Source organism: Microvirga rosea, from assembly GCF_020595095.1.
In the GTDB taxonomy this organism is placed as follows: domain Bacteria; phylum Pseudomonadota; class Alphaproteobacteria; order Rhizobiales; family Beijerinckiaceae; genus Microvirga; species Microvirga rosea.
In genome coordinates this window covers 1-15,227 of record NZ_JAJDOP010000010.1, presented here as the reverse complement: position 1 = coordinate 15,227, position 15,227 = coordinate 1, and the positions used below count along the sequence as shown (strand labels likewise).

Annotated in this window: 16 protein-coding genes; 8 read left to right on the top strand and 8 right to left on the bottom strand. The window is 62.0% G+C overall.

The features are described from left to right. Nucleotides 1–2 precede the first annotated feature (2 nt). Entirely contained in the window at nucleotides 3–1,340 is a 1,338-nt protein-coding gene (locus LJD17_RS19540; protein ID WP_227385882.1) for an MATE family efflux transporter, read from the top strand. Between the two features lie 22 nt (nucleotides 1,341–1,362). Here LJD17_RS19540 and LJD17_RS19535 read toward each other — a convergent pair whose 3' ends face one another. Together LJD17_RS19535 and LJD17_RS19530 are read right to left on the bottom strand one after the other, a co-directional pair. Continuing rightward, on the bottom strand, nucleotides 1,363–2,448 hold the full coding sequence (locus LJD17_RS19535) for a quinone-dependent dihydroorotate dehydrogenase (protein ID WP_227385881.1): 1,086 nt from the start codon (nucleotides 2,446–2,448) through the stop codon (nucleotides 1,363–1,365). After that, entirely contained in the window at nucleotides 2,445–2,789 is a 345-nt protein-coding gene (locus tag LJD17_RS19530) for a DUF952 domain-containing protein (protein WP_227385880.1), read from the bottom strand. The genes LJD17_RS19535 and LJD17_RS19530 overlap by 4 nt, the downstream gene beginning before the upstream one ends. 161 nt (nucleotides 2,790–2,950) lie before the next feature. Between LJD17_RS19530 and LJD17_RS19525 the strand changes: the two genes are divergently transcribed. Beyond that, on the top strand, nucleotides 2,951–3,586 hold the full coding sequence (locus LJD17_RS19525) for a helix-turn-helix transcriptional regulator (protein ID WP_227385879.1): 636 nt from the start codon (nucleotides 2,951–2,953) through the stop codon (nucleotides 3,584–3,586). Nucleotides 3,587–3,593: 7 nt separating this feature from the next. Here LJD17_RS19525 and LJD17_RS19520 read toward each other — a convergent pair whose 3' ends face one another. Beyond that, complete coding sequence (locus tag LJD17_RS19520; RefSeq protein ID WP_227385878.1) at nucleotides 3,594–5,327, bottom strand: lysine--tRNA ligase; 1,734 nt, start codon at nucleotides 5,325–5,327, stop codon at nucleotides 3,594–3,596. Nucleotides 5,328–5,491: 164 nt separating this feature from the next. After that, on the bottom strand, nucleotides 5,492–6,364 hold the full coding sequence (locus LJD17_RS19515; protein WP_406600852.1) for a transporter substrate-binding domain-containing protein: 873 nt from the start codon (nucleotides 6,362–6,364) through the stop codon (nucleotides 5,492–5,494). A gap of 218 nt (nucleotides 6,365–6,582) precedes the next feature. On the opposite strand from LJD17_RS19515, the gene LJD17_RS19510 reads away from it, so the two are divergent. Then, nucleotides 6,583–8,334 (top strand): glycosyltransferase family 2 protein, encoded by a 1,752-nt coding sequence (locus LJD17_RS19510; protein WP_227385877.1) that lies wholly within the window; start codon nucleotides 6,583–6,585, stop codon nucleotides 8,332–8,334. A gap of 204 nt (nucleotides 8,335–8,538) precedes the next feature. On the opposite strand, the gene LJD17_RS19505 is transcribed toward LJD17_RS19510, so the two are convergent. Then, complete coding sequence (locus LJD17_RS19505) at nucleotides 8,539–9,189, bottom strand: trna delta -isopentenylpyrophosphate transferase (protein WP_227385876.1); 651 nt, start codon at nucleotides 9,187–9,189, stop codon at nucleotides 8,539–8,541. Between the two features lie 345 nt (nucleotides 9,190–9,534). Between LJD17_RS19505 and LJD17_RS19500 the strand changes: the two genes are divergently transcribed. Beyond that, nucleotides 9,535–10,182, top strand: coding sequence for a hypothetical protein (locus tag LJD17_RS19500; RefSeq protein ID WP_227385875.1), 648 nt, complete (start codon nucleotides 9,535–9,537; stop codon nucleotides 10,180–10,182). Nucleotides 10,183–10,186: 4 nt separating this feature from the next. Here LJD17_RS19500 and LJD17_RS19495 read toward each other — a convergent pair whose 3' ends face one another. From LJD17_RS19495 to LJD17_RS19485, 3 genes are read right to left on the bottom strand one after another with little or no spacing between them, the layout of a single operon-like run. Beyond that, nucleotides 10,187–11,185, bottom strand: a complete 999-nt coding sequence (locus LJD17_RS19495; protein WP_227385874.1) for a metallophosphoesterase — start codon at nucleotides 11,183–11,185, stop codon at nucleotides 10,187–10,189. Beyond that, nucleotides 11,182–13,002, bottom strand: a complete 1,821-nt coding sequence (locus LJD17_RS19490) for an AAA family ATPase (protein ID WP_227385873.1) — start codon at nucleotides 13,000–13,002, stop codon at nucleotides 11,182–11,184. Before LJD17_RS19490 ends, LJD17_RS19495 begins: the two co-directional genes overlap by 4 nt. After that, nucleotides 13,002–13,298 (bottom strand): hypothetical protein, encoded by a 297-nt coding sequence (locus LJD17_RS19485; protein ID WP_227385872.1) that lies wholly within the window; start codon nucleotides 13,296–13,298, stop codon nucleotides 13,002–13,004. The genes LJD17_RS19490 and LJD17_RS19485 overlap by 1 nt, the downstream gene beginning before the upstream one ends. Before the next feature lie 287 nt (nucleotides 13,299–13,585). Between LJD17_RS19485 and LJD17_RS19480 the strand changes: the two genes are divergently transcribed. The 4 genes from LJD17_RS19480 to ssb form a co-directional block, all read left to right on the top strand. Beyond that, a complete protein-coding gene (locus tag LJD17_RS19480) occupies nucleotides 13,586–14,191 on the top strand; it encodes a hypothetical protein (protein WP_227385871.1) in 606 nt (201 codons plus the stop codon). Further along, nucleotides 14,188–14,601, top strand: a complete 414-nt coding sequence (locus LJD17_RS19475; RefSeq protein WP_227385870.1) for a hypothetical protein — start codon at nucleotides 14,188–14,190, stop codon at nucleotides 14,599–14,601. Before LJD17_RS19480 ends, LJD17_RS19475 begins: the two co-directional genes overlap by 4 nt. A gap of 34 nt (nucleotides 14,602–14,635) precedes the next feature. Next, nucleotides 14,636–14,911 (top strand): hypothetical protein, encoded by a 276-nt coding sequence (locus LJD17_RS19470; RefSeq protein ID WP_227385869.1) that lies wholly within the window; start codon nucleotides 14,636–14,638, stop codon nucleotides 14,909–14,911. A 189-nt stretch (nucleotides 14,912–15,100) separates the two neighbouring features. After that, on the top strand, nucleotides 15,101–15,227 hold a 127-nt coding region (gene ssb, locus LJD17_RS19465), incomplete at its 3' end, for a single-stranded DNA-binding protein (RefSeq protein WP_227385947.1).

The following is a 15,227-nucleotide window of genomic DNA, read 5'->3' as shown; positions in this document are numbered from 1 at the left end:
TCATGGAAGGTTCCGTCTCAACACGCCGGATCGCCGTCACGCACAAGCGCATGCTTGCGCTGGCATTGCCCATGACTCTGTCGCATGTGACCACACCGCTTCTCGGTCTCGTCGATGCGACGGTGATCGGGCGGCTCGGCGAGGCTCATCTCCTGGGAGCCGTCGCGCTCGGCGCGGTCGTCTTCGATTTCGTGTTCTGGACCTTCGGGTCGCTGCGCATGGCCACGGCCGGCATGACGGCCCAGGCGACGGGTGCCGGAGACCGGCGGGAGATCGACCGGGTCCTGGCGCGCGCGCTTCTCGTGGCGGGGATCACGGGACTGTGCCTGATCCTCCTGCAATGGCCCATCGCTCTCGTGGCCTTTCCGCTGACGGGAGCGAGCGATGCCGTGCAGGAAGCGCTGTCGACCTACTTCTTCATCCGCATCTGGTCCGCACCTTTTACCCTCGCGAATTACGTGATCCTCGGCTCGACGCTGGGACGCGCGCGCACGGATCTCGGCCTTCTCCTGCAGGTGGCCATCAACGTCGCCAACATCCTGCTGACATCCGTTCTGGTTCTGGTGTTCCACTGGGGGGTGGCGGGCGCTGCGATCGGAACAACGGCGGCCGAGGTCCTGGGCGTCGGTCTCGGCATCATGGTTCTGCGACGGCTGGGCTCGAACCCCTTCGCCATTGCGCGGCACGAGATCCTCAACCGCGCCGCGATGTTGCAGACCTTGAGCATGAATCGCGACATCCTGATCCGCAACATGGCGCTGATGCTGGTATTCGCAGTGTTCAGCGCCCTCGGCGCGCGCTCGGGGGACGTGACCCTCGCGGCCAATGCCGTGCTCTACAACATGTTCCTGATCGGCGGATATTTCCTCGACGGCTTTGCTACCGCTGCGGAAACCTTGTGCGGGCAATGCATCGGCGCCCGGGACGAGCGCAGCTTTAGCCGCGCCGTTACGCTGAGCCTCGGTTGGAGCTTCGGATTCGGCCTCGCGGTGACCGCAATCTTCCTGCTCGGCGGCAGTCTGTTCATCGACTTCGTCACGACGAGCCCGGATGTGCGGCTCTATGCCCGCGACTATCTCGTTTATGCGGCACTGACGCCGCTCATGGGCGCCGCCGCCTTTGCGTTTGACGGGATCTATACGGGCGCGACCTGGACGAAGGCCATGCGCGACCTGATGCTTGTCGCACTTGCGGCCTATGGGGCCATCCTCTTCGCAGCGGGATCGTTCGGAAATGCCGGCCTGTGGACGGCGCTGCTGGTTTTCCTTGCGACCCGTGGATTGGGACAGGCCCTGCTCTGCTCCCGCCTGACGCGCAAGACCTTCGCGAAGGTCGGGTGATGGAATACGGCCGCGGCGGCCGTCAAAAGCGGCCCTCGGCAATGGCGCTTGCGTCGCGGCCGATGGCTCGATCCAGCGTTGTCTCCTGCTGCTCCAGGGTTCGCAAAAGTCCCTGCTTGATCTCGCCGATGAGACCGGGACCTTTGTAAACAAGGGCGGAATAGAGCTGGATGAGGCTCGCTCCGGCGCGGATCTTCGCCCAGGCGGTTTCGGGAGATCCGACGCCGCCGACGCCGATCAAGGGCAGTTGGCCCTCGACGCGCAGATAGGCTTGCGCCAGCAATCGCGTGGACGGCTCGAAAAGCGGCCGTCCGGAAAGGCCGCCGGTTTCCTTGGAGAGGCTCTTTTCCTTCAGGCTCTCAGGGCGCTCGACCGTCGTGTTCGAGACCGTGAGTCCATCCACTCCGCGCCGCTGAGCCGTCGCAACGATGGCGTCCAGGGTCCCAAGAGAAATATCGGGAGCGATTTTCAGCAGAATGGTGGTTTTCCGCCGTTCCTGATCGGCCTTTTCCCGCGCCTCGATGCAACGGGCGAGAAGGTCATCGAGAAATGCTTCTCCCTGCAGATCGCGCAGGCCGGGCGTGTTCGGAGACGACACATTGATGGTCAGGAAATCGACAAGTCCGGACAGCTCGCGAATGCATTGCACGTAATCGGCGACGCGATCGGTCGCGTCCTTGTTCGCTCCGATATTGACGCCGACGATGCCCGGACGATCGCGCCGTGCAACGAGACGGCGGCGCGCCGTCGCCAGGCCCTCGCTGTTGAGGCCGAAGCGATTGATGACGGCCTCGTCTCTCGCAAGGCGGAAAACCCGTGGCCGCGGGTTTCCTTCCTGAGGCTTGGGCACCACACCGCCAAGCTCGACGAAGCCGAAGCCGAGGGACAGGAGTTGATCGGGAACCTCGCACTGCTTGTCGAAGCCGGCCGCAAGGCCGATCGGATTGGGGAACTCCCGTCCGAACACGTCGACGGAAAGGCGCTCGTCATCGCCTGCAAGGTGCCGGACCGGCATCAGGGACAAGCTTCGGATCGTCAGTTGATGCGCCGTTTCCGCATCGAGAGCGTGCAGCACTTTCTTCGCGAGAGGGAAGATTGAACTGATCATTCGGCAAGTTCCGGGAAAACGTGAAGGCCGTCGGGCCCGAGCGGCAGAGACTTGACCCATAACACGGCGGAAAGCGATAGCGGCGCATAAAGATGGGGAAACAGGGCGCCTCCGCGGGATGTCTCATAGCGTAGCGCATCGCCGAGCCGACTGCCCTCGACGGCAATCAAGAGCAGACCCTCCTGGCCGGAAAAATGTTTTTCGGCAGTTTCCCGCACCTGAGACGCGGTGGAAAAGTGGATGTACCCATCCTGAGCGTCGATGGGAGCGCCGTGGAAGACTTTTGCCTCTTCAGCAGCCTTCCAGAGCGGTTGCGAACAGATTTTATAGATGATGGCCATAGCGCTTTTGAGTAGCGCCCGGTCCGTCGCAGAGCAACCGGGACCTGCACTCGTTGTTGTTAGACCTTGTTCTCCATTGTGCGAGCCATAGAACAACCTTAATTCCTAATCATAGGTTCGGTTTCCAGTAGCGTTTTTGGCACCTCTCGAAGGTTCATCATATGTTGTCCCATGATCGCGTTTGGGCCGCTATCGATGCATTGGCTTCCCGCCACGGCATGACGGCGTCGGGCCTCGCCCGCAAAGCCGGACTGGATGCCACCAGCTTCAACAAGTCGAAGCGTACAAGTCCCGAGGGTCGGGATCGCTGGCCCTCGACCGAGTCGATCGCGAAGATTCTTCGGGCAACCGGCGCGACGCTGGAAGATTTCCTGCGCCTCGTGGAGCCTTCCGGGTCCTTGCGCCGCTCGACGATCCCGCTGATCAGCCTGACGCAGGCGGCGTCCGGCGGTAAGCTGTTCACGGACGAAGGCCTGCCCACGGGGGGGCCCGGTTGGGATGAGATCGACTTTCCCGATTTCGGCCAGGAGAAGGTCTTCGCCCTCGAGGTGACGGGCGATTCCATGGCACCGCTTTATCGCGACGGAGACATTCTTATCGTGTCTCCGACCGCCAGCACACGCAAAGGTGATCGGGTCGTGGTTCGGCTCACGAGCGGCGAACTCATTGCGAAGGAACTCCGGCGCCGCTCGGCGAAAACCCTCGACCTTGCCCCGTTCGAAACCGGCCAGGAAGACCACGTGATCCCAGCCGAGGACGTCGCCTGGGTCGCTCGCATCATGTGGGCGCGGCAATAAACGGGCGTCAGGCCGCCCGCTCCGCCGCGCGGGATTTGACGAAAGCCTCGTGCTCGCTCACGAGTTCTCCGTCGAGAGCCTTCTGAATCAGCGCCCGCGTTTCCCTGACGCCGAACAGGGCCACGAACGAACCGAAGCGCGGACCGCGCGGTTCTCCCAGCAGCACCTGATAGATCGTGTTGAACCACTCGATGGACACCCCGGGCCGTTCGGGCGTCGCGCCTTTGGCCTTGAAGTCCTGGTAGCGTGGTTCCGCCCGGCCGACATTGTAGATCTCTTCCTGGATCGCCTCGGCCGTGACTGGCCGCTCGCCGTTTTCGAACGGCGCCAGCGCATTCTGGAGCTTGCGCAGGGACGCGGCCTCCACCTCGTCGGCGATGCGATAGGCCTTCTGCGGCTTCACGAAATCCTCGAAATAGCGCGCGGCGCGCTTCACGAGGCTGTCGAGGCGGGGATGGGTCTCCGGCGACACGTTCGGCGCATAGCGCCGAATGAAGCCCCAGATCACGCCCGGATCCTCGGAATTCGCCACCGCGACGAGGTTCAGAAGCATGGAGAACGAGATCGTCGTGCCCGGCTGGTTGCCTCCCCCGGAGGACACCAGTTCCGGCTCGGGCGGGTGACCGGCATGAAGATGCCACACCGGGTTCATCAGGCGTGCTTTCGCGTCCTGCGCCGGATATTTCTCGAGGAACGTGAGATAATCATCGACCTGCCGCGGGATCACGTCGAAATAGAGCTTCTTGGCTTCCCGCGGCTTGCTGAACATGAAAAGACCGAGGCTATCCGGCGTCCCGTAGGTCAACCACTCGTCGATGGTCAGGCCGTTGCCCTTGGACTTGGAGATCTTCTGGCCCTTCTCATCGAGGAAGAGCTCATAGTTGAAGCCCTCCGGCGGGGTGCCGCCGAGCGCCTTGGCGATCTCGCCCGACAGCTTCACGCTGTCGATCAGGTCCTTACCGGCCATCTCGTAATCGACGCCGAGCGCAACCCAGCGCATGGCCCAATCGGGCTTCCATTGCAGCTTGGCATGCCCTCCGGTGACAGGCGTCTCGAAACGCTCGCCGGTTTCGGGATCGCGCCAGACGATCGTGCCCGCATCGAGCTTCCGCTCGTCGATTGGAACCTGCATCACGATTCCGGTTTTCGGGTGAACCGGAAGGAAGGGCGAATAGGATTGCCGACGCTCCTCGCGGAGAGACGGCAGCATGATCGCCATCACGGCATCGTAGCGTTCGAGCACCGTCAGGAGCGTCTGGTCGAAACGGCCGGACCTGTAGCACTCGGTCGCCGACAGGAATTCGTAGTCGAAGCCGAACGCGTCGAGGAATTCGCGCAGGCGCGCATTGTTGTGATGGGCAAAGCTCTCGTGCGTCCCGAACGGGTCCGGGACCTGGGTCAACGGCTTGCCGAGGGCGGCCGCCACCAGTTCCTTGTTCGGGATATTGTCCGGCACCTTGCGCAGGCCGTCCATGTCATCGGAAAAAGCGAAGAGACGGGTCGGGATCGCGTCATTTGTCAGGACCCGGAAGGCATGACGCACCATGCTGGTGCGCGCGACCTCTCCGAACGTTCCGATGTGGGGCAGGCCCGAGGGTCCGTATCCGGTCTCGAACAGAACCTCTTTCTTGCCCGTCCGTTTGAGCCGCTCCACGAGCTTGCGGGCCTCCTCGAAGGGCCAGGCCGTCGCGGTTTGAGCGGCATCGATCAGAGCGGGGTCGAGAGAAAGAGGTTGTGACATGTGACCAAAAGCTGATGGAAAAAACGCGGCACCCTAATGTGGTTTTCGCTTCGATGGAATCGAAACCCACTTCAGGAAAGAGGTAACGCCGCGCTTTCGGACCGAAAACCGGCTCACTTCTCCCCAAAGTGCTTAGGCAGCCAATCGCTCAGGGTCAATGCGGCTTAAAAGGGGCTGACCGGGAAGAACCGCAGATAAAGCTCTGCGTACTTGCCTTCCTTCCAGAGCTGCTGGAGCGCATAGTCGAAGGCTCTTCGAAGATTTTCCTCGTCCTGGCGAACGATGAAGCCGATGCCCTCACCGAAAAACCGGCTTTCAAGATAGGCCCCGCCGATGAAATCGCAGCATCCGGCCGAGGCCTCGCCGCCAATCCAGAGAGCAAGCCCGAGCCCGTCGGCGAAAAGGTAATCGATCTTCCCTTCCTTGAGGGCCGTCTGCGCCTCGGAGAGTTCCGGGAACGCCTTGAGGGCGCTGCCCGCCATGAAGGCCTTGGCGTAAGCCTCGTGAGCCGTGTTCGCGACGACGCCGATGGTCTTGCCCGCAAGGGATTTGACGTCGGGAACCGGCTGGTTGCGGTCCTTCTTTGCCGCGAAGCGCGCCGGGATCTTGAAATACGGGGCCGTGACGGCGAACCGTTGCCTTAAGGACGGCGTAATGGGGATCGCCGCCGCGACCACATCGCCCTGGCGATCCGCAAGGGCATCCAAGAGGGTGTCGAACCGGCGAACCTGCACGGTGCAGGTGATGGCCAGGCGTTCGCACGTGGCCCTTGCCAGTTCCACGGAAAACCCGGTCGGATTGCCGTCGACGCCGCTGAAATGCAACGGCGGAAAGTCGTCGTCGATCAGGAAACGGATAGGCCGAAGACCGGTGAGGTCCGGGCGCTCCAACTGAGCACGCGGATCCCAGAAGTTCGGAATTGCCACTTCCTGCGCCTGAGCGGGCATGAGGCCGGAAAGGGCCAAACCCAGAAATAGGCAGACCTGCCGTAGCGAGACGGCCTTGATCTTACGGGTAACACGGGTGACGAATAACATAACTTTGTATCGTTTTGGCAATCGTCACCCTTTTGCAAACTTCTCCACCATCCCTGCAGAGAAGACCGCTCGTCCCGGCAAACCAGGGTCTAGCGGAGGAAGACCGACAGTCAACTCTTCCGGATGCAATCCTTCCTCCGGAAATCGGCTTTCTTGCAACCCTCGGCCTTTCGCCGTCGATCCTCCTGCAAGCCGCTACCCTTGCCGCAGCGGCAGGGGTGGCGCCGGATATCTATCTTCTGAAAACCGGAATGGTCGAGGAGACGCTGTTCTATCGCGCTCTGGCGCAGGAGCTTGGCGTCCCCTTTACGCTGTTTCCGCGCCTTTCGCGCCACAGCCGCTATCCCGAGAGCATTCTGGCGGGCTTGGCTCCTCTCCAATCGGCGACCGGCTTCTTGATGGCTCCCTCCGGAGAGATTCTGACACGGCTCCTCCGAGCCCGCACGATGATCCACCGTCAAGTGGTGGTGACAACGCCGACCAGGCTTCGCCAGGAGGTCATGCGGACCAAGCATCGCAGCATCGCTTATCACGGGGCGAACGCCCTGTGCGACAGGTCTGCGGACCTTTCGATCAGGGACGGGCTGAGCCGGCGGCACGTGGCCGGCCTTGCGGTTCTCTCAGGCCTGTTTGCCTTTTGGAGCGTTGCCGCACCGGCCACGACCCTGGCAGTTCTGGCCGCCGCTCTGAGCCCGCTCTTCTTCGCGGCCGTTGTCCTGCGGCTGGCGACGATCCTCTTGGACAATCCGGTGGCTCCCGCACGGGCAGTCCGGCGCGAGGCCGATAGCGCACTGCCGATCTATACGATCATTGCCCCGCTCTATCGTGAACGGAGGATCGCGACACGCCTTGTCGCCGCCCTTTCCCAAATCGATTACCCGGCAGCCAAGCTCGACATCAAATTCGTTCTCGAGGCCGACGACGAGGAAACGCCCGCGGCTCTCGCAGCCATCGCCATGCCCGGCTGCATCGACGTGATCGTCGCGCCGCCCGGACATCCACGCACCAAACCGCGAGCTCTCAACATCGCGCTGCCTCTGGCCAGAGGATCCTACACCGTGATCTATGACGCGGAGGACGTTCCCGACGCGGATCAGCTGCGCATGGCCGTGGCGGGGTTTGCGGCGGCCCCGCCGGACACGGCATGCCTTCAGGCGCGGCTGACCATCGACAATACCGACGATACGTGGCTCACGCGGCTTTTCACCATCGAATACGCCGCCCTTTTCGACGTGTTCAATCCAGGCCTCGCCGAAATCGGCAGTCCCGTCGCACTCGGAGGAACCTCCAATCATTTCCGGACCGACGTGCTTCGGACGATCCATGGCTGGGATGCCTGGAACGTCACCGAAGACGCAGATATCGGGATCCGCTTGGCACGCTTCGGGTATCGCGTCCGCGACCTGCCCTCGTCCACGCTTGAGGAAGCTCCCCTGACGCTTCGCGCCTGGATGAACCAGCGCACGCGATGGATGAAGGGCTTCATGCAAACCTCCATCAGCCATTCACGTGCGCCATGGAAGACGATGTCGCAGCTCGGTCCATGGCGCTGGCTCGCCGCCATGGTGCTGACCTACGGCACGGTCATGAGCGCCCTTGCCTTTCCCATCTTCACGGGTTTGTTCGTCTACGTATGGGCAGGCACGCCACCCGTCTCAAGGCATGGCAGCCTGCTTCACGCATGGAGCGGCACTCTTTTCGTGATGGGAATGGCGGCCATGTTTCTTCCGGCCTGCGCGGCTCTCAAGCGCCGACGGCTCTGGCGGCTGCTTCCGTGGGTTCTTCTGCTCCCGCTTTACTACGGGCTCGTCAGCATGGCGGCGTGGAGAAGCATATGGGAGGCCATGCGCGAACCATTCCGCTGGAACAAGACCCATCATGGCTTTGCCAAGACGTCCCGGAGCGGACTGCTTCAGAAGCACCATGCCAGCGCGGCGGACACCACATTGCTGAAGACATCGGCGCCTTGACGCCACCACAAGAGGCCGCCCGTGCCGATGAGGCAGACAGCGGCTCCGACGATCAAGGCACGGCCGACCCACCGCTCCTGTCGATCAGACCTGGGAATGTGAGTTTCGAGACTCATGCCGTGATATCCCGCTGCTGCGCAGACCTATCATAGATGGCGCAGCTCTCATAAAAAAGGGGGGCGGTCTGCCCCCCTTTCTGGAAGATTACGCAGCCTTCTTCGAAGGCCAGCCGAGCTCCACGAGACGCGCCTTGGCGAAGTCGCGCACCTCGTCACGGATGCCCTCGGGCAGATCGTTCAGCACGCGCTGCGTGTCCGGGTTCAGCATCAAGTCGGTCACGGCGTTGATGGTCTTGGCCTTGCTGATTTTCTGCTTCAGCTCCGCTTCCACCTGATTGTCGGGCGCGACGATCTCGACGACGGTTTTCTCACCCTCGACCTGCTGCTCCGGCGGAAGCGGCCGGCTGTTCTTGAACTCATCCGCCTCTTCTTCGGAATAAACGAGACCATGAAGCTCGATCAGCTTGAGGATGACGCGGTCCTTCGCGCGCTTTTCCGCCATGGCGTAGACGTAGGCGGCCTGCTTGCCGGAGACGCGATAATTGGTGCCGACCAGAGCTTCGCCGATCGACCATTCAAGGCGCTCGCCCATACGGCCCGTCACCAGGATGACGGCTTCGTCGCGCTCTGCACGCACGATGGTCGGCGGCTCGAACTGAATGGCAGCCTGCGCGGCGATGCGCTCCAGCGCCTTGTGATAGATCACGGCGGTTCCCTGGACGCGCCAAACGTTGCCGGCCATCGGCTCGCCGAATTTTGCCAGGACCTCGGCGATTTTCTTGTCAGTACTGTTCATTGTCGATCCTCGTTGCGAAGAGGAAGCTGCAGCTGTGCCGCAGCCCTACCGGATGGTTTCTCGAAGCCGTTTGTTCTATTTTTGTTCTATAGCAAATTCCTGACGTACCGTCCAATTCGGGGGCAGTAACGACCATGTATCATGTGGTTGTTTTTACTCTGTTTTTTCGATAGCGGCGTTTTGTCCCAAACAGGCGCAGCAAAGGCTGAAATAACCTTGGCCCTATGACCGGCTTCGACATTGTCGATAATTGACGATCATCCATGTGTTCTATATTTGTTCCTGATGAATTTTAAGTGCTCAGCTTAGCCTTACTTTAGGGCTTGCCTTGCACGGGAGGAATCATTGTCCGCACAAGCTCTGCTCGATATCGCCCCACGGCGCTCCGTGCGTGCCGGCTCCAGACGTGCCCGCAGACCCTCCGGTACGCCGACGACGAGGCCGTCGCTGGTTGCGGACTTCCTCGCCATCTGCGAGCTGGATCCTGAGATTGAAGCTTTGCAGGCGCCGGCGCCCATGGCCCACTTCAACGTGGGCGACGAGATCGTGGAGCATGCGGCCGATTTCGAGATCGTTCGCGATGGACATCCCTGCCTCGTCGACATCGTGACCGACGAGGACCTTGCCAATCACCCGTTGCGCGCGGCAACTTTCGGCGGCCTATCCGCGGAGGATGGGCGTGCATTCGCGTTCGAGACCGTCGCCACCATCCGCGCCGAGCCGCGCTTCACGACAGTTCGTCTGATCATGGCCTGCAGGCGTACCCTCGTCACCGCAGGTGACCGGGTGAGGATCCTGCACCAGCTCGACGAGTGCGGAACGATGCGGCTCGTCGATTGCGCGGGGGGCGCCACCAACGCGGCGGATGGGGTCGCGGCGGTGTTGTCGCTTGCCTGCGAAGGCTTGATCGCCGTGGACATCAGTCGCCCGATTCTGCCCGAGACGCCCGTGCGCCGCCGCCGCCTCCCCTATTCGGATCCCTTCGGGTTCTGAGCGCTCAGGAGCGGGCGTGCCGCTCCACCGCTTCACCCAGGAGCGAGCGGACGATGGCGCGGACGACCTCCGATGTTTCTTCCGCGTGGAAGCGGGTTTCGATTTCGTCGCGCAGGATCGAACCGTCGCCGCTTCGACGCAGCTCCGTCGGCGATTCCGCCTGAAGGAGCGTCACGAAGGCGCTCTCCACCGCCTCGGCCACCACGGCGCCCTCGGCGGCTTCGATCAGCCGCCCCGTCAGATCGAATACGTCCGCCTCGAACGGCAACGCCTCTGGGCTCAGGTTGCCTCCGGCATCCAGGATCCACGCGCGGGGCACATGATCGACCAGATCGACGGATTGACGCGTGATGTTGCCGGGGTTGAGCCAGCGTGTCCGACCGGCTGTGATGCCCTTTTGTGTCTTATGGATGTGACCGTTCACGAGAAGGTCACAGGCCTCGATGGCGAAAGGCGGCACCGCCCCTGGATAACCGCCATCGAAGGCGATGTCGTGATGGGTGAACCAAGCCTGCCAGTCCACGTCCGTGAACGAGCCCCTGATGTCCGAGGGAATCGTCTGCCCGAACGGCGTCATGCCGACGCCGATCCGCCGTCCGCCGATGTCATAGGCGGCAACGGGAGCCGATGTCGCCACCACATCGACGACATCGCAAAGACCCAGCAGCGCCAGGGTGTCACCGTCCGTCAGCGTCATATGCTGAATGTCGTGATTGCCGACATTCACCACAGGGCGATGCTTGAAGCTCTTCAAAATGCGGATCAGCTGGTTCTTCAGCGCTTCGTCGGTTTCCACCGGACGATCGAACAGATCACCCAGGATCACGACGGCAAGGTCGCGGGCGTTGGCGAGCCCCACGCAGTGTTCGAGCTTCGACAGGACGGGCTGAGGCCACAGGACGTCCTTGCGGCGACCCGGGCGGCGGGAGCCCACATGCGGATCCCCGATGACCAGAAGCCCACTGCATGAGCGAGTGTCGAGACGTTCACCGAAGAGTATCATGCGGTCAGTCGCTCCATGGCGCCATGAGCCTGATGGTCCAGAAGGGTATCGGCGGTCACCGGCGAACCGCAGGTGGGGCAAAGCCCGCCATGGGAGGCGACGAGATCGGCCATCTCGTCGCGGAGGGCGCGGGCCTGCGCATCCATCTTCATCATGCGCTCTTCCGCCTGAGCTTTGGCATTTCGAATGTCGATCATGCGTTTCAGAATGTTTTGCGCGGGCATGGGGTTTTCAAGGGCCGGAGTCGTTTCGGGAAGCAACCGCAACGAGGCCAGCCGCGCCTGCGCATCGCGAAGCCTCGCGGATGTCTCCAGAAGCCCCCGCCCGATGCGCTCACGCTCCCGGACACGCTGCAACGCACCGGCAAGTGCCACGAAGCTCTGCGGCTCAGGCAGGTCCGCCGTTGCATCGGCTCGCGCTTGTGCCCGCCGCACCCTGGACGCGAGGCTTTGCAGCAGGTCATGAGTATTTTGAAGCGATCGAAGGCGGCGTTCGGTAGCCGCTATTTCGGCCGCCCGTTCGTGCGCTCTTCCGAGGTCATCCTTCAACGCCGCGAGAACTCCGAAACCGTCAAGCTCCTCCCGAAGAGCGATCAGCTCCCGCTCGCCGTTTCGCACGAGCGCATTGTCCCGCGCGCAGCGCTCCCGATGGATGACGAGCATGTCGCGAATGTAGCTCGCCTCCTGCCCGATGGACAGAACGGCGGAACGGCGCGAAGCAGGTTCCCCTAAGAGAAAAACCGGGAATTTCTGGTGGGCGATGTGGACGTCGAGATCCTCGACCTTGGTGATGCGGAACAGTTCGCCGACCCAATCCGGGACGGATCGTCCGCCTGTCTCGTAGCGCATGGACGCCGTTTCGACGATGGACCCGTCCGGCTCATGCAGCGACCAAATGTTGACCGGGGTGCGGCGCGGCTGGCGCGTGAAGCGTAAGGTCCGCTTGCCGGCGACGCCGATCTCGACCGTTGCGGCTCTGGCTCCGGCCCGCACCAGACTGTCGCGCGCTTCACCGTAAAACACGGCGCGCAGCGCGCGGATGAAGGTCGACTTGCCGCGGTTGTTCGGACCGATCAGCGCGTTGACTCCGGGCCCCAAAGGAAGCGTGGCGTCTTCATAGGCCTGAACGTTCACAAGTCGAATGAAACGCAGTCCCGGCGCAGCATCATCCCACGCCGCGCTGCAATCCGCGGACTGGATCGTCACGCCGGCACTCGGCTCGCCGGCAATGCGGGCGATATGGAACTGTCCGGAGAACTGCGCCAAGTCGTGATGCGACACGGCCAAGCATTGAACGCCAAGGCGCGCAGCCCCGTCTTCAAGCACGCGATAAAACGCCGCAACCCGCTCCGGCGCGATCCAGCAATCGGCCTCATCAAGGGCCAGAAAACGCGCAACATCCGCCTTCACCACGGCGATCAAGCGCAGGGCCATGCCGATCACATTGGTCAGGGCGCCGCCGTTGTCCTCCAGCACGTCTTCCATGCTGCCGTCGGGGCGTTTCACGCAAATGTCGAGGGCCGCCAAGCCACGCTCCGTCGACAGATCCAGAGCCACAGGCTTCTCGCCGGGAAGAACCTCCTGCACGAGCGCCGTCAGCAGGGTTTCGAAGGCCGCGACATTGCGGCGGCTGGCGCTGCCGTGAACGGCTTCGATGAATCCTTCCACCTCGTCCTTTACGGCGAGACGTCCCTTGGCGAGTTCGATGTCTCGGGTCAGTTCTCCGGCACGGACCTTGAGGGCGTCGCGACGTCCCTCGAGGCGTGCCAGCGCGGCCGCCGCACGGATTACCTGATGGTTGCTGTCGCCATGCTCCATCAGATCTCGCTCCCGAGCTGACGGAGACGGTTCTCCACATCGCGCAGAATCGCGTCGAAATCGGCGACCCTTTTGGTGTTTTCACGCGCCGCTGCTTCAATCAGCCGCTGGAGTTCTGCCTCGTCGTCGGTTCCGAATTCATCCCGTGCCTGCGTGCGGGCCTGATCGAGCTCCCTCACCAGCCGTTCGACTTCACCCTCGGTCCGGATACGCTCCGCCCGAAGCCGCTCGAACGTCGTGCGCAGGTCTTCGAGACGCTTGAGGCTGTCGTTTCCGGGGGTTTTCAGGGTCGTCATTACAGGTCTTTCCTTTTGCCGCAGCCCAAGCTTTCGAAGTCAAGCTGAGCCGTAAAATCTCGCGACAGCTTTGCTTCTGTTGCAGAGGCAAGTGAGGGGATCTCTTTAATCCTATCACCCGAGCCACCACATAGTATCGGATACTCCGAGATTACAGTCCGAGCGAGCGCAATTGCTTGACACCGAATCTTCTCGCGGTATGTTCTCTTTTTGTTCTTATCACAAGAGATGGGCTTCGGTAATGGCACCGTTGAGATGTCGGGCACCGTGGCCGGGAGGATGTCGGGATGGCAGCCGTGGCGGAAGAACAATCCCTGTTCGAGAATGAGGAATGGCTCGTAACGCCAAGCGGGCTTGAGCATAAGGAAAACGGCTATTTCATCGAGCGCGAGAGTCTCGGCGCCAGACGCGGAGACGGGCTCTGGGCTTGGCCGTTGCATATGGCTGAAAAGACCTGGTGCGCCATGGCCCCGTTTGCCGAGGCGTTTTCCTGCGCGGTGGCCGTTCACCACGTCGAGGCCGACATCGATCTGGCACGAACCTTCACCATCGCACGACGGGAGATCGCCGGATGGCCCCATGCCCCGAACGCCGCCGCAGAGGACATTCCGACACTGTCGGCGGTCTTGCAAAACGGGGTTCCAAAGCCCATCTTTGTTGAGCGGAGAGATGCCGAAAAGTCCAATAACGACGCGGCTTTTTCGCTCTCCGGCGCAAGTTTGCGTATGCGCGAACCCGAAGGCCTCCGCTCCTTCTCGGCCCACGCGCGGTTTCGTTCTTCTCGCTTCGACATGTCGGGAGCGTCGGCTTTTGGTTGGCGCGCTCCGAACCGGATTCGCAGAACAGGAACGAAGCTTGTCCGAATGATTCAAGCGGCCTGGAACATACGGTGAACTTATTGCCAAGCTCTTCGGCTTTTCACGGTTTCGACGGCTGGTCCGCTGCGCAGGCAGAGCTTGCCGACAAAGGTCTCGCACCGCCCCAGAACGCGGAGGACCTCGCCCGTCACGTGATCTTCGCCATCTGCCATGCCAGCGTGACGGCTTCCGTCGGACGTCGCACGTATGAGCATTGCGTCCGCGCTCTTGAGCTCGGCGCCACCGCGAGGATGAGCTTCCGCCATCCCGGCAAGGCCGAGGCGATCGATCAGATCTGGCAGGAGCGCGAACGCTTCTTCCGCACTTACCGGGAGAGCAACGACAAGCTCGGTTATCTGGCAAGCCTGCCATGGATCGGACCTGTCACGAAAAGAAATCTGGCTCGCCGTCTCGGCCTTCTGATCAACCAGCGAGCCGCCGCCTGAACCGAAAGAAGAACGACAAGAAGAGGTGTCACTGATGTCCAAAGAACGTGCCAGCGATGTGGGTTTCTGCGTTGTCGACAGCAATGCCGACGTGATCGCGGATAACCTGGTGCATCGGATTCGTGAGAACGCCGTCGAAATGGAAAGCCAGATCAACCGACTCTATCGGGGCCGAAACGCCTATGATCTGAGCGACGGCACTAAGGCTGACCTTGAAAAGGTGATCGAGCGGCTGAACTACATGGCGAAAACCCTCCGTGACGTGGGAAGCGCCCAGTCCAACGTCGTCTATCTTCAGGCCGCCGAATAATCGTGCCTGCCGCGGTTTCGCGGCTGGCCACCATCCCGACCTTCTTCAACCTCCCACCATTCTCTCCGACCTGTTTATCTCCTTGCATCCATTTAAGAACAAATGTAGAACAAAGGGGATGCTCAGTCCCGGGCAGGAGTGTAGAACCCGACCTGACGATAGTCAGGAGAGATGAACGGAGACGTTGCCATGGCAGGCAGTGTGAACAAGGTGATATTGGTAGGGAACCTGGGGCGTGACCCTGAGGTTCGGCGGTTGAACTCGGGCGAGCCTGTGGTGAACCTGCGGATTGCGACCTCGGAAACCTGGAAGGACA